This window comes from Streptomyces sp. AM 2-1-1 (genome assembly GCF_029167645.1).
GTDB lineage: Bacteria > Actinomycetota > Actinomycetes > Streptomycetales > Streptomycetaceae > Streptomyces.
The window spans coordinates 192012-204109 of the sequence record NZ_CP119147.1 but is presented as its reverse complement, the minus strand read 5'-3'; the positions used below and the strand labels follow the sequence as shown (position 1 = coordinate 204109).

Genomic DNA, 12098 nt, shown 5'->3' with positions numbered 1-12098 from the left:
CCCCGACGAAGGGCCCCGATGAAGGGCCCCGATGAAGGGCCTCGAAGAGCCCCGGCGACCGGCTCGGGCAGGAGGACCCTGCCGACCGCGGCGGGACGGGATGCGGAAGCGCTCCCGCACCCGTCCCGCCGCGACCCCTCGACCGAAAGCTCACAGCACACGTCAACCGGGGACCCGCGCCGGGCCGTCACCTTCTCGGACGACAGTCCGTCACAGCGCGTCACCACCCGTTCGGCGGACACGCCGGTCGGCCGAACGGTGCGCGCGCTCCGCCACACTGGCCGCCACGTGCCGCACACCGGTCGCGGCGGAGGAGGCGGGGCATGGTCATTTCCATCTCACTCGTGGTGTTCCTGTTGATCATCGCGATCATCTTCATGCGCAGCGGCGGCCTGAAAATGTCGCACGCCATCGTCTGCGCCCTGCTGGGCTTCCTCATCGCCGGCACCCGGATGGCACCCACGATCCACGACGGCATCGTCTCCACCGCCGAGATCGTGAGCGGGCTGAGACCCTGAAGCACCACACCCCGCGCGCGAGACCGATCCGGTGGTCCGCGCCGCCTCCGGCCCCTCCCCCCGGCCCGTGGACGCACGGGCCGCGCACGACCGTCCGCCGCATCCACGCGCGGGGGGCGGTAACGTCGTCTCCAGGTCCCGTCCCGATGTCCTTCCGGCCCTGAGCGGACACACCGCTCCGGGCCGCGCCACTGGAGAAGCCCGTCATGTCCTTCCCGCCCTCCGGCCGTCACTCCGGCGCCGCGCACCACGAGTACTGCAACAGTGCGCTGTGCTGCCGGTGCCAGACGCGGGCCTGGTCCACGAACGTGGCCGGGGAGCGGCTCTGCGGACCCTGCAGCTCCTGCTGCCGCGAATGCGGACGGGCCCCGGCGCCCCACCTGGACGGTCTCGACCAGGGGCTCTGCGCCGAGTGCCGAGGACTCTGCGGGCGCTGCCAGGGCCCCAGGAGGCCGGACGGCTCCTGCGACTGCGCGGCCTGGCACCGGTACTCCGGCAAGGACCCCCTCGGCTACGTGCTGAACGCCCTGCCGCAGCCCCTCATGCAGGGATTCGGCCGGCGGGTGCCTGCCGAGGTCCACGACCTGATCCGCGAGGAACTCGGGCGCCGGACGGCCTACCTCCTCCGGGAGCGGATCGAACGCCGGTGGAACCTCCGCTGGGCGCACGCCCTGCACGAGACCGACGACGACGGCCGCCGCCGGTGGACGCCGCTGCAGATCGCCGAGGCCCTGCTGGCGCGCGGCCGCTGCTCCGACCCGGAGTGCGAGGACGGCTACCTCGTGACCACCGGCGTCTCCTGCGGACGCTGCCGGCAGCCCACCTACCGCTTCGTGCCGTCCGTCTCCGAGCGGAGGGCGACCACCGACCACGCACGGCACACCGCCGCGGAGATCCGGCGCACCCTGCTGGAGAACCGCACCCGCACCCGTCGCACCCCGCGCGGCTGACCGGATCCCAGGGGCCGACAGGACCCCCGCCCGGCGGTGAGGCCTACGCCGCCCGGGACGGGTGGAGACCCGCGTACACGCCGCCGCGGCGCATCAGCTCCTCGTGCGTGCCGATCTCGGCCATCCGGCCGCCCTCCATCGCCACGATCCGGTCGGCGGCCCTGATCGTGGACAGGCGGTGGGCCACCACGAAGACCGTCCGTCCCCGCACCAGCCGGGCCAGTGCCTCCTGCACCAGCGCCTCGGACCGGGTGTCCAGCGCCGAGGTCGCCTCGTCGAGGATCAGCACCTTCGGGTCCCGGATCAGCGCCCGCGCGATGGCGAGACGCTGCTTCTGGCCGCCCGAGAGCCGGGCCCCGCGCTCGCCGACCACCGTGTGGATGCCGTCGGGAAGAGCCTCGACGAACTCCAGGGCGTTGGCGTCGCGCAGCGCCTGACGGACCGTGCCCTCGTCGGTGTCGCCGAGCCCGTACGTGACGTTCTCCTCCACCGTGCCCTCGAAGAGGATCGACTCCTGCGGGACGACGGAGAGGAACCTCCGGTACGTCCGCAGGTCCAGCGTCGCCATGTCCCTGCCGTCGAGCAGGATCCGCCCCGAGACCGGGCGGATGAACCCGATGAGGAGGTTGAGGACCGTCGACTTGCCGGCCCCCGACGCACCGACCAGGGCGACGGTCTCGCCGGGCCGTGCGGAGAGCGTGAAGTCCTGCACCGCGTCACCGGCGGCACCTTCGTAGGAGAAGCCGGCGCGCTCGAAGTCGATGCGCCCCTCGACCCGCTCCACCCGCTCCTTGCCCGCGTTGATCTCCAGGTCGGGTGCCTGGAGCACCTCGCCCGCCGAGCGGACCGACTCCAGCCCCTGGCTGATCACCGGTGCCAGACTCAGCAGGGTGGACACCGAGCCGGTGAGCGTGGTGAAGAAGGCGCTCAGCATCACCACGTCACCCGCGGTGATCGACAGCCAGCCGTGGTACGCGACCAGCGCGGAACCGGCGAGGCACCCGACCCCGAGCGAGTTCAGCAGGATCCAGGCCATCGCGCCGAACCGTCCGTTGAGCACGTCGAGGCGCAGCCCCGCCGTCAGCACCTGACTGAGCGGACCGTCGACCCTGCCGAGCGCCGCCTTCTCCAGGCCGTGCGCCCGGGTGATGGGAATCAGACTCGTCATCTCACTGACACGGGCCGAGAGTTGCTCGACCTCCTGACGGAACGACTCGTTCTGGGTGCGCAGTCGGGTACGCAGCTTCATCACGAGGAACGCCGCTGCCGGTACGACGACCAAGAACACCGGCAGGAAGGACGGCACCCGGACGGCAATCACGGTCAGGCCGCCGAGCAGAGTGACGATCCCCGCGAGCCCCATGTCGGCGCTCTGCTGCACCATGTGCTCGACCAGTTCGACGTCCCGGACCACCTTGGCCTGCAGGACACCGGCGCTGGTCCGCGCGTGGTAGCCGATGGAGAGCTGCTGCATGCGCCGGCAGAGCGCCTGCCGCAGCGACGTGCCCATCCGCCGCACGCTGCCGTTGAGGCAGCGCACGTAGAGCAGGTGCATGGGGTAGTTGAGGACGAGGACGAAGAGCAGCGCACCCGCGTTGAGCCACAATTCCCGCTCGGCGCTGTGCCGGACGACGACGTCGATGATGTTGGCGGTGATCAGGGGGAGCAGCCAGATGGGGCTGTGCTTCACGACGAACGCCGCCACGGCGAGCACCAGCCGGGCCCGGTCCGGGCGCAGCAGGTAGCCGAGGGTGCGGATGGGGTGTTCGCCCCGGTAGCGGTGGTCGAGCGCGGAGAGCCGCGGAGGAAGGGGGAGCGTGTGCTGCATCCGGCCAGCCAAGCCCTCCGCCCTCGGCCGCCGCAAGACCCCATCCGCATCGTGGGCGTGCGTGGGGGCGACGGCCGCATGCTGGTCAGCGGTCCTGTGCCGGCCTGCCGCCGGGAGACGGAGACGGAGACGGCGACGGCGAAGGAGCGGGGGAGGGGGACGGGGCCGGGGAACCCGCGGGGTCCGCCGTCACCCGGGTGCCGGGGTGCCGGCGGGAAGCGAGGTAAGCGAGCACGAGCGCCCCCGCCATCGAGGAGAAGACCCACTGGTTGGCCTCGGCGAAGTCCACGCGGATCGCGTGCATCGAGTCCCGCGTGATCTCGGCCGCCCTGCCGTCCCCGGTCGGCCGGCGGGCCGGCGCGGACCACCCGTGCCCCGGGTCGTGTCGCTCATGGAGCCCATGGTCGCCTCGGGCCACCCGCCCGCACGCGCAGGTCCGTGTCAGACGCGGCGGCAGAGCAGGAAGAGGTGCGGTTCGGGGGTCGCCTCCGGATGCTCGGGCGTGAACGATACGCTGCGCCGGGACAGGACCGCGAACCCGGCGTCCGTCACGAGAGCGGTGAACGCGGGCCCGGCGAAGCTGGTCACCCGCACCGGACACCCCATGAAGACGGCGTCCACGCCCTCCACGTCCAGCGGGACCGTCGCCACGGCCAGCAGACCGCCGGGCCGCAGGACCCGGGCGAGACGTGCGAGCAGCGCCGCCTGCTCGCCGCGCGTCATCTGCAGGAGCGAGAAGTAGACGCACACCGCGTCGAAGGACTCCTCCTCCAGGGGGAGCGTGCGGACGTCCGCCCGGACGAAGGACGCCCCGGGGACCTGCCGCGTCGCCAACTCCACCATGACGGGCGAGACGTCGACGCCCAGCACCTCGTGCCCGGACTCCACCAGGAATCCGGCGGTCGGGCGGCCCGTCCCGCTGCCCACGTCCAGTACCCGGCTGCGGGGCGCGAGGTGTCCGGTCAGTTCCCGCAGGGAGTCCCGGTGCGCGGGTGACGCGGCGAAGGCCCGTTCGTACTCGGCTCCCAGCGTGTCGAACACCGTCGCCGCCGGGGCGCCGCTCACGTCGTCCATGGGTGCGTTCCTTCCGCGGGCCGGCCCGGTCACCCCGGATCGTGCCACCCGGCGCCCGCCTCTTCAACGGGGCCCTTCGGCTGCCCCCGCCGCTCCCTGGGGCCCTTCTCCCGGAACGACCGCGTCCCCGGCCCTCCACGAGGGAGCCCGGGGACGCGCGCGCCGTACGGGATCAGGCGCCGGAGGCGTCCAGCATCGCCGAACGCTCCACCACCTTGATGCGCTCACGGCCCTGCTCGGCGCCGAGCGCCTTCTCGTGGGCGTCCAGGCGGTGCCACCCCTCCCACGTGGTGTAGCGGACGCCGCGGCCCTCCAGGTGGGCGACGACCGCATCGGGATCGGGCTGCGCCGGAGCGGGCAGACGGCCTTCGGCGTGGTCCTCCAACAGGCACTCGACGGTCTCGTTCGCGTCGCCCTTGGTGTGTCCGATGAGACCGATCGGGCCGCGCTTGATCCAGCCGGTGACGTAGACCGACGCCATGTGCTCCGAGCCGGCGATCACCCGTCCGGCGGCGTGCGGGACCGTGCCGGAGGCGGGGTCCCACGGCAGCTTCGGGAGCTCGTCGGAGTAGTAACCGACCGCGCGGTACACGCTCTGTACGTCCCAGTCGGTGAACGCGCCGGTGCCGCGCACGTTCCCCGTGCCGTCCAGCTCGGTGCGCTCGGTCCGCAGTCCCACGACCGCACCGTCCTCGCCGAGCACCTCGACGGGCGACTCGAAGAAGTGCAGGTACAGCTTGTGCGGGCGGTCGCCGACGTCGCGGATGGCCCAGTTCTCCAGCGTCTGGGCGACCATGTTGGCCTGCTTGTTGCCGCGGCGGGTCTCGATGGAGCCCTCGTCGTAGTCGATGTCCTCGGGGTTGACGATGACCTCGATGTTCGGCGAGTGGTCCAGCTCGCGCAGCTCCATGGGGCTGAACTTCGCCTGGGCGGGACCGCGACGGCCGAAGACGTGCACCTCCAGCGCCTTGTTGGCCTTGAGGCCCTCGTAGACGTTGGCGGGGATCTCCGTAGGGAGGAGCTCGTCGGCGGTCTTGGCGAGTACGCGCGCCACGTCCAGGGCCACGTTGCCCACGCCGAGCACGGCGACCTTCTCGGCCGTCAGCGGCCAGGTGCGCGGCACCTCGGGGTGGCCGTCGTACCACGAGACGAAGTCGGCCGCACCGTAGGAACCGTCGAGTTCGATCCCGGGGATGTCGAGCGCGCGGTCGGCCTCCGCACCCGTCGAGAAGATCACCGCGTCGTAGAAGGAGCGCAGCTCGTCCAGACCGATGTCGTTCGGGTAGTCGACGTTGCCGAAGAGACGGATCTGCGGCTTGTCCAGCACCTGGTGGAGTGCGGTGACGATGCCCTTGATCCGCGGGTGGTCCGGGGCCACACCGTAGCGGATCAGACCGAAGGGGGCCGGCATGCGCTCGAACAGGTCGATCGAGACACCCGGGTCCTTGGCGGCTTCGGATTTCAGCAGCGCGTCGGCCGCGTAGATTCCGGCAGGACCGGCTCCGACTATGGCGACGCGGACAGGGCGTGTCATGGGGCTGTGGTTCCTTCGTTCCTCGGGGCGGGTGAACGCGGGCGAGGTGCCGTCAAGGTAAGGCTCGACTAATTACACCCCCCTACACGGTATGTCCTCGGCTCTCCGGTCCCGCGCCCGGGGTCGCCGGGGTGCCGGGCCGGAGTCGGACGGTCCGCGACCGAAATGCCTTGCAGCACTTTTGCGCAAAGGATTGCGAGCGCGTCGGGCGGCTGCTTGACTCGCTCCCGTCCCTGCCGCGCGCCCCCCGGAGAGCCCTCCATGAGCATGGAGAACGACGTCCTGGTCCTGGGAGGAGCGGGAGTCGACACCATCGTGTACGTCCCCGAACTTCCGCTCCCGTACGCCGACAGCTGGATGATCCGCCCCGGGATCACCGCCCGGGCGGGGCAGACCGGCGACTTCGTCGCGCTCGGCCTCGCCTCCCTCGGCCTGCGGACCCACCACATCGACCTGGTCGGCGACGACCACGAAGGCGACCTGGTGCGCGCGTTCCACCGCGACCGGTCCCTCCCCTTCACCGGAATCCCGCAGCCGCTCGGCACCAAACGCGCGGTGAACCTCGTCGGCCCGGACGGGCGACGGCTCTCCCTGTACGACGACAGCCGTTCGGCGGAAGGCGACCGGCTGCCGGAGGAGACCGTGCGGGCGCTCGCCGCGAAGAGCCGCCACGCGCACGTGTCGATCACCCACCCGTGCGCCCTCGCCCTCCCCCTGCTGCGCGAGGCGGGCCTGACGCTCTCCACCGATCTGCACGACTGGGACGGCGTCAACCCGTACCACGAGCCCTTCGCGTACGCGGCCGACCTGGTGTTCCTCTCCGCGACCGCGCTGGAGGACCCGGTGGCCACCCTGCGGGCGATCGCCGAGCGCGGCAGGGCCCGCGTCGTCGTCGCCACCGACGGAGCCGCCGGCGCCCACCTGCTCGTCGACGGCGTGTCGACGCACGTCCCGGCGATCGCGCCACCGGCACCGGTCGTCGACACCAACGGCGCCGGCGACGCCTTCGCCGCGGGCTTCCTGCTCGGCTGGCTGGCGGGCGAGGCACCCGCGCGCTGCGCCCTCTTCGGCGCGGTCGCCGGCGCCCACGCCTGCACGGTGGAAGCCACCCGGGCGGACGCCATCAGCCGCGAGCAGCTCCTCACCCGGGTGGCCGAGTGGGAGACGGACGCCGCGACGGCCGACGGCGCGACGTCCGGGGCAGCGCGCGTCTGAACTCCGTGTGCCCCGGCGTGCGCCCGCTCCGGGCGGGGACCACCATCGAGTCAGGTGACCGTCGGCCCGTACGCCCGTACCCCCTACAGCGGCCACCGGAAGGCGGTCCCCGTGCCGGAAACACCCCGAGGTCCCTGCCGTGTCACCCTCACCGAGAACGGGCCGATGCTGCTGGAAGGGCCCGTGGAGGTGACCCTGCCGGACGGCGGAACGGCGCGGTCGGACCGGTTCGTGGTCGCCCTCTGCACGTGCCGCAAGAGCCGGATCCACCCCTGGTGCGACACCAGCCACCGGCGCCGGGTCAAGAACGACGACGGCTGACCGGGACCGGCCGGACGGTCTGGCTCACCGCTCCCGTACGGCCCGCACGACCACCAGTTCCTCGGTGACCGCGCCCTGCCCCAGCAGACCCCGGTCCCGCAGCCACGCCCGCCGTGAGCGCAGCACCGGGCCCAGCGGAACCCGGGCCCGCTCGCACACCACGGCGGGCAGCCCCGCCGCCTCCAGTCGGGCCAGGGTGAGTTCCGGGTCGCAGAGCGCCGAGTGCACCATCAGCAGGGCACCCCCCGGCCGCAGCACCTCCCGGGCGCCGTCGCAGACGCGGTCCAGGACGATCCGGCCGTCGAGCCCCGCGTCCCACGCCCGGGCCCGGCCACGCCCCGGCAGCCCCGGCGCCGGCGAGGGCACGTACGGCGGATTGCAGAGCAGCAGGTCGTAGGCGCGGCCCCGGACGGCGGCGGTCAGATCGCTGCGCCGGACGTCGATGCGGTGGCGGTGGAGCAGCGCGTTGATACGGGCGGTCAGGACGGCCCGGCGGGCGAGATCGAGAGCGGTGACCGACCCACCCAGCTGCGCGGCACGGATCGCCAGCGCCCCGCTCCCGGTGCCGAGATCCAGCACCTGTGCTCCGGGCGCCAGGATCTCGCGTTCGAGGGCCCGCATCAGCAGTCGGGTGTCGTGCTGCGGCGCGTACACACCGGGCAGGGTGAGGACGAACGGCGCGGGCGATGCCACGTCGGTGGCCATCGGGGCTCCCTCGGACGGAGAGACGGAGTGGTCCGTCCCAGATTGTGCCGTAATCAGCAGAGTCACCACTCGGCGCTCCCGGCAGCGCACCCGGTCGGGGGAGGTCCGGGCTCGGTCAGCCGCGCCACTGCGCCAGCAGCCGGTGCCCGAGCCGTTCCTCCAGAAAGGCGGTGGCGGTGATACCGAACGCCACATCGGCCTCCAGTTCCGGCTCGTCCGCCAGGAGGCCCGCGACGACCTCGCGCCGGACCACCTGTTCGTGCACGGCGTCCGCCTCGACGTGCTCGTCGTAGAAGAACGCGGCCCGGGGCCCGGCACCCACGCGGCGCATCGCCTGCGCGAGGCGCCGCGAGGCGGGCGAGCTGGTGATCTCGACGGCGGCGAAGTGGCCCACCAGGGCGCCCCGCAGCCGTCGGTGCAGTCCGAACAGCGACATCAGGTTGACCAGGGCCAGCATCTCGGCGTGGCCCTCGTCCAGGTAGTGGCCGTACGCGGTCTCCAGCCCCAGGTCCGCCATCAGATCGGCGAAGAGGCGCGCGTGGACCCGCTCCGGGCGGCCGGCGCCGAATTCGTCGTACTCGATCGCCGCCATTCCCGCCTTGGCCCGTCCCCGGAGCCTCGGCAGCACCCAGGCGTGCGGATCCGCCTCCTTCAGGTGGTAGAGCGACCGCTGCACGGCGTACGCGCGCACGTGCCGCAGCTCCCCGTGGTCCTTGAGGAAGTCCGAGACGCCCTGGCCGTGCACGGGTTCCACCAGCAGCCCGGCGAGCACGTCCGCCAGCGGGTCGGCTCCGGTGGCGTCGCGGCGCAGCGCGGCAAGGAACGACTCCTCGGCACCCCGGCGTACGGCGAGGAGGTCCGGATCCCACTCCAGTGCCGGGTCCACCCCCGCGAACCCCCGGTAGTGCAGCTCGTAGCAGGCGTAGAGCGTCAGGTGGAGGTCCGGGCCGTATGGATCCGCGCCGCGCGCCACCCCGGGATCCGGCAGCGCGCCCGCACCCCGCAGATGGCCGAGCACGGCGGCCGACAGCGGCCCCCGCGCGCCCGGCAGCCGGGGAGAGCGGTGGGTTCCGGAGCCGTCCGCTTGCCTCGCGTCCATGGTCCTCCCTCGGGTCGGGTCCGCATCGGGTCAGTCCCGGGGCAGCAGGGACCCGAGAGGACCCAGGTCGAGATTGAGGTCCTCGGGCCGTACGCCGTGCTGCTCGCAGAGCTCGGTCATCCGCTGGTCGAGCATCATCAGGGTGGCGCCGATCTCGTCGGCCTGCTCGTCGCTGAGGTCCCCCTGGTCGACCCGGCGGATCGCCTGACGCTCCATCAGCTGGCGCAGCAGTTCCACCACGGTGAGGACGAGCGTGACGAGGTCACGCCCGAGCCGCTCGCGGTCGACGTCGATCCGGGCGCCGGTCACAGCGGCCCCCCGTCGGCCCAGGGGGCCGGCACCCGTTCGCTGACCGAGGACAGCAGGGCGTGCAGGGAGAGACGGACCAACGGCACGTCCGCGATGGCGATCACCAGGTCACCGCTGATGACCACCCCGGTCGCGAGGACGCGGTCGAGCAGATCGACCAGTGGCACGCCGAGCGGGCCGGCCAGCGGTTCGGCGTCGTCCCAGGGCACCACCTCGCGGTTCATCCCTCCACCTCGGCCACGAACGAGTACGGCACCCAGGGCCCCGACAGCACGACCTCCGCGTCACCCGGCTCGCGCAGGGACTCCGCAAGCCGGTGCAGCTCGGCCGACCGGCCCTCCGCCACCAGGTAGGTGGCGTTGAGGACCTGGACGCCCTGGCCCTCCGGAGACGGCGCGGAGTGCAGCCGCAGTCGCCGGGCCTCCGCGGCGACCCGGCGGAACGCCTCGTCCACCACGTCGGCCGTGCGCCCCGCCTCCTCCTGACGGCGCTCCCGGCGCTCTTGGACACCACGGCGCCGGTTCAGATACGCGAGGCCCGAACCCGCCGCCGGACGCGCCGTGTCCGAGGGCGCGGCCGGTTCCACCCGGCCCACGGTGCTCTCCGCGGGCTCCCGGGCCGTCGCGGGGGAGAGGAACACTTTGACGCCCCACTCGGAGTGATGGGCGACCCGGTCGAGCGCGCGATCGAACCGTGCCGCCTGCGACGCGAGCGCCGTGCGGGCGTTCGCGTCGCCGTGATAGAGCGTGGCCATCGGAAGCGGCACGGTGGGCGCGCCGGCGGCGACGGCGGTGACCACGGCGTGGTGCGCCCGCGCGTATCGCTCCAACTCCTCCTGATCGGTCAGTCGTTCCTGCCACACCTCGTCGGTGAAGTCGTCCGCGGGAACCGTCTGCGCCACGGCGGAGAGGCGGCCACCGAGGTGCAGCGGGCGTACGGGCTCCTCGCCGGTGAGGCCGGCCAGCGGCCCGAGGCGGGCGCGATCGAGGTCGCGGCACACGGCGAAGACGTAGAGGGCCTCGCCCCCCGAGGTGCCGCTGCGAGGAATACCGGTCATGTGTGCGTGCGCTCCCTCGACTCGCCGTGCTCCTCCGCGTGGCCGGGGGCCTCCAACGCCTTGATCCGCTGACGGAGTTCGCGGTTCTCCTCCTGCAGCGCGCTGCGCGACGCGCGCGAACTGAGCGCGGGATCGGTCTCCCACCAGTCGATCCCGGCCTTCTTGGCCGTATCCACCGAGGCGACGAAGAGACGGAGCCGGATGGTGAGCAGCTCGATGTCGAGGAGCTCGATCTTGATGTCCCCGGCGATGACGATCCCCTTGTCGAGGACGCGTTCCAGGATGTCGGCGAGGTTGCTCGTCTGCGGACCGGGAATGGGGTCGGCGCTCTGCCGGTAAGCCAGGTCGGTCACCGTCGCCCGCCTCTCCGCTTACGGGGACGAGGCGCTTCTTCCTCGTCCTCGTCCTCCTCTTCTTCCTCTTCCTCGCCGTCCTCGCCATCCTCGCCGGCGTCCTCCTCGTCCTCGTACTCCTCGCCCTCGTCCTCTTCGTCGTCACCGTCCTCTTCGTCCTCGTCCTCGCCGCCGTCCTCATCCTCGAAGTCGCCGTCCTCCTCCTCGCCGTCCTCGCCGTCCTCGCCTTCCTCGTCGCCCTCGTACTCGTCTTCCTGGCCCTCGTCCTCCTGGCCCTCCTGCTCTTCCTCCTCCGCCACGGCGTCCTCGTGGGACACGACGACCTCGCCGTCGCGGATCTCGCCGCGCCAGCCGTCGGGCGGTTCGGCGCTGAGGGTGACGTAACGCTGGAAGTGCTTGAAGTCCAGGCGGATGCGGCGTCCCTGGACCCGCCAGAGATTGCCGGTCTTCTCGAAGAAGCCGGACGGGTAGTACTCCACCACCAGGATGATCCGGGTCAGCGACGGCGCCAGCTCGTGGAAGCTGACCGCGCCGCGCGTGCTGCCCTTGGCCCCCTCGGACGTCCACACGATCCGATCGTCGGGAACCTGTTCCTGCACCGTGGCCTTGAAGCCCCGGGAGGACGGACCGATCTTCACCTTCCAGTCGCTCGACATCTCGTCGTTCATCGAGACGCTCTGCACACCCTTGGTGAAGCTGCTGAACTGGTCGTACTGCGTCCAGTGGTCGTACGCCTCCCGCAACGGCACGCCCACATCGAGGAACTCGATGATGTTCATGGACTTGCCGCCCGACTTGCTCTTACCACCGCCCTTGCCGCCGCCCCCGTCCCCGCCGCCTCCTCCGAAGGCGTCCTTCGCCTTGCCGACGACGTTGTCCTTCACCCCCTTCGCCTTCTCGGAGACGAACGCCTTCAGAGGCGATTCCCCTTGCAGGACGCGGGAGCCGATGGCCGGCAGGGACCCGCCGTTCTGTGCCACGTCGCTGAGCTGGCCGGTGACGTCCGTCAACTTCTCGCCGGCCTTCCCCGCGAGCCGTTCCACCTGACCGGAGAGGTACTTCGACACTTCCTCGCGCAGCCGGTCGACACCGGACACCTGGTCCTGGGCACCCTCGTTCTCATTGCTTGCCATGG

At 72.1% G+C, this 12098-nt stretch carries 14 protein-coding genes; 4 read left to right on the top strand and 10 right to left on the bottom strand.

What is annotated here, in order from left to right:
- Positions 1-323 precede the first annotated feature (323 nt).
- Together PZB77_RS00930 and PZB77_RS00925 are read left to right on the top strand one after the other, a co-directional pair.
- Positions 324-518: a hypothetical protein gene (locus PZB77_RS00930; protein ID WP_275490581.1), complete on the top strand. Its 195-nt coding sequence runs from the start codon at positions 324-326 to the stop codon at positions 516-518.
- A gap of 206 nt (positions 519-724) precedes the next feature.
- Positions 725-1468 carry a hypothetical protein gene (locus PZB77_RS00925; protein WP_275490580.1) on the top strand — a complete coding sequence of 248 codons (744 nt, stop codon included), beginning with the start codon at positions 725-727 and terminating at the stop codon, positions 1466-1468.
- 43 nt (positions 1469-1511) lie between these two features.
- Here the strand turns inward: PZB77_RS00925 and PZB77_RS00920 are convergent, their stop codons facing one another.
- The 3 genes from PZB77_RS00920 to PZB77_RS00905 all read right to left on the bottom strand — a co-directional run bounded on the left by PZB77_RS00920 (position 1512) and on the right by PZB77_RS00905 (position 5904).
- Positions 1512-3296 carry an ABC transporter ATP-binding protein gene (locus PZB77_RS00920; RefSeq protein ID WP_275490579.1) on the bottom strand — a complete coding sequence of 595 codons (1785 nt, stop codon included), beginning with the start codon at positions 3294-3296 and terminating at the stop codon, positions 1512-1514.
- A gap of 441 nt (positions 3297-3737) precedes the next feature.
- On the bottom strand, positions 3738-4370 hold the full coding sequence (locus PZB77_RS00910) for a class I SAM-dependent methyltransferase (protein WP_275490578.1): 633 nt from the start codon (positions 4368-4370) through the stop codon (positions 3738-3740).
- A gap of 172 nt (positions 4371-4542) precedes the next feature.
- Positions 4543-5904, bottom strand: coding sequence for an FAD-dependent oxidoreductase (locus tag PZB77_RS00905; RefSeq protein ID WP_275490577.1), 1362 nt, complete (start codon positions 5902-5904; stop codon positions 4543-4545).
- Between the two features lie 261 nt (positions 5905-6165).
- On the opposite strand from PZB77_RS00905, the gene PZB77_RS00900 reads away from it, so the two are divergent.
- Positions 6166-7119 carry an adenosine kinase gene (locus tag PZB77_RS00900; protein WP_275490576.1) on the top strand — a complete coding sequence of 318 codons (954 nt, stop codon included), beginning with the start codon at positions 6166-6168 and terminating at the stop codon, positions 7117-7119.
- 111 nt (positions 7120-7230) lie between these two features.
- Positions 7231-7440 (top strand): CDGSH iron-sulfur domain-containing protein, encoded by a 210-nt coding sequence (locus PZB77_RS00895; RefSeq protein ID WP_343299897.1) that lies wholly within the window; start codon positions 7231-7233, stop codon positions 7438-7440.
- Between the two features lie 24 nt (positions 7441-7464).
- Here the strand turns inward: PZB77_RS00895 and PZB77_RS00890 are convergent, their stop codons facing one another.
- The 7 genes from PZB77_RS00890 to PZB77_RS00860 form a co-directional block, all read right to left on the bottom strand.
- Entirely contained in the window at positions 7465-8145 is a 681-nt protein-coding gene (locus PZB77_RS00890; RefSeq protein ID WP_275490575.1) for a HemK2/MTQ2 family protein methyltransferase, read from the bottom strand.
- 115 nt (positions 8146-8260) lie between these two features.
- Positions 8261-9244, bottom strand: a complete 984-nt coding sequence (locus PZB77_RS00885) for an iron-containing redox enzyme family protein (protein WP_275490574.1) — start codon at positions 9242-9244, stop codon at positions 8261-8263.
- Positions 9245-9274: 30 nt separating this feature from the next.
- Positions 9275-9553 (bottom strand): gas vesicle protein K, encoded by a 279-nt coding sequence (locus tag PZB77_RS00880; RefSeq protein ID WP_275490573.1) that lies wholly within the window; start codon positions 9551-9553, stop codon positions 9275-9277.
- Entirely contained in the window at positions 9550-9777 is a 228-nt protein-coding gene (locus PZB77_RS00875) for a gas vesicle protein (protein ID WP_275490572.1), read from the bottom strand. Before PZB77_RS00875 ends, PZB77_RS00880 begins: the two co-directional genes overlap by 4 nt.
- Positions 9774-10610, bottom strand: a complete 837-nt coding sequence (locus tag PZB77_RS00870; RefSeq protein WP_275490571.1) for a GvpL/GvpF family gas vesicle protein — start codon at positions 10608-10610, stop codon at positions 9774-9776. The genes PZB77_RS00875 and PZB77_RS00870 overlap by 4 nt, the downstream gene beginning before the upstream one ends.
- Positions 10607-10963: a gas vesicle protein gene (locus tag PZB77_RS00865; RefSeq protein ID WP_275490570.1), complete on the bottom strand. Its 357-nt coding sequence runs from the start codon at positions 10961-10963 to the stop codon at positions 10607-10609. Before PZB77_RS00865 ends, PZB77_RS00870 begins: the two co-directional genes overlap by 4 nt.
- Positions 10960-12096: an SRPBCC family protein gene (locus PZB77_RS00860; protein ID WP_275490569.1), complete on the bottom strand. Its 1137-nt coding sequence runs from the start codon at positions 12094-12096 to the stop codon at positions 10960-10962. Before PZB77_RS00860 ends, PZB77_RS00865 begins: the two co-directional genes overlap by 4 nt.
- Positions 12097-12098: the final 2 nt, after the last annotated feature.

Excerpts from the sequence above, each read along its gene's own strand:
- PZB77_RS00930 (WP_275490581.1), top strand. The coding sequence starts at position 324 with ATGGTCATTTCCATCTCACTCGTGGTGTTCCTGTTGATCATCGCGATC.
- PZB77_RS00925 (WP_275490580.1), top strand. The coding sequence starts at position 725 with ATGTCCTTCCCGCCCTCCGGCCGTCACTCCGGCGCCGCGCACCACGAG.
- PZB77_RS00920 (WP_275490579.1), bottom strand. The coding sequence starts at position 3,296 with ATGCAGCACACGCTCCCCCTTCCTCCGCGGCTCTCCGCGCTCGACCAC.
- PZB77_RS00910 (WP_275490578.1), bottom strand. The coding sequence starts at position 4,370 with ATGGACGACGTGAGCGGCGCCCCGGCGGCGACGGTGTTCGACACGCTG.
- PZB77_RS00905 (WP_275490577.1), bottom strand. The coding sequence starts at position 5,904 with ATGACACGCCCTGTCCGCGTCGCCATAGTCGGAGCCGGTCCTGCCGGA.
- PZB77_RS00900 (WP_275490576.1), top strand. The coding sequence starts at position 6,166 with ATGAGCATGGAGAACGACGTCCTGGTCCTGGGAGGAGCGGGAGTCGAC.
- PZB77_RS00890 (WP_275490575.1), bottom strand. The coding sequence starts at position 8,145 with ATGGCCACCGACGTGGCATCGCCCGCGCCGTTCGTCCTCACCCTGCCC.
- PZB77_RS00885 (WP_275490574.1), bottom strand. The coding sequence starts at position 9,244 with ATGGACGCGAGGCAAGCGGACGGCTCCGGAACCCACCGCTCTCCCCGG.
- PZB77_RS00875 (WP_275490572.1), bottom strand. The coding sequence starts at position 9,777 with ATGAACCGCGAGGTGGTGCCCTGGGACGACGCCGAACCGCTGGCCGGC.
- PZB77_RS00870 (WP_275490571.1), bottom strand. The coding sequence starts at position 10,610 with ATGACCGGTATTCCTCGCAGCGGCACCTCGGGGGGCGAGGCCCTCTAC.
- PZB77_RS00860 (WP_275490569.1), bottom strand. The coding sequence starts at position 12,096 with ATGGCAAGCAATGAGAACGAGGGTGCCCAGGACCAGGTGTCCGGTGTC.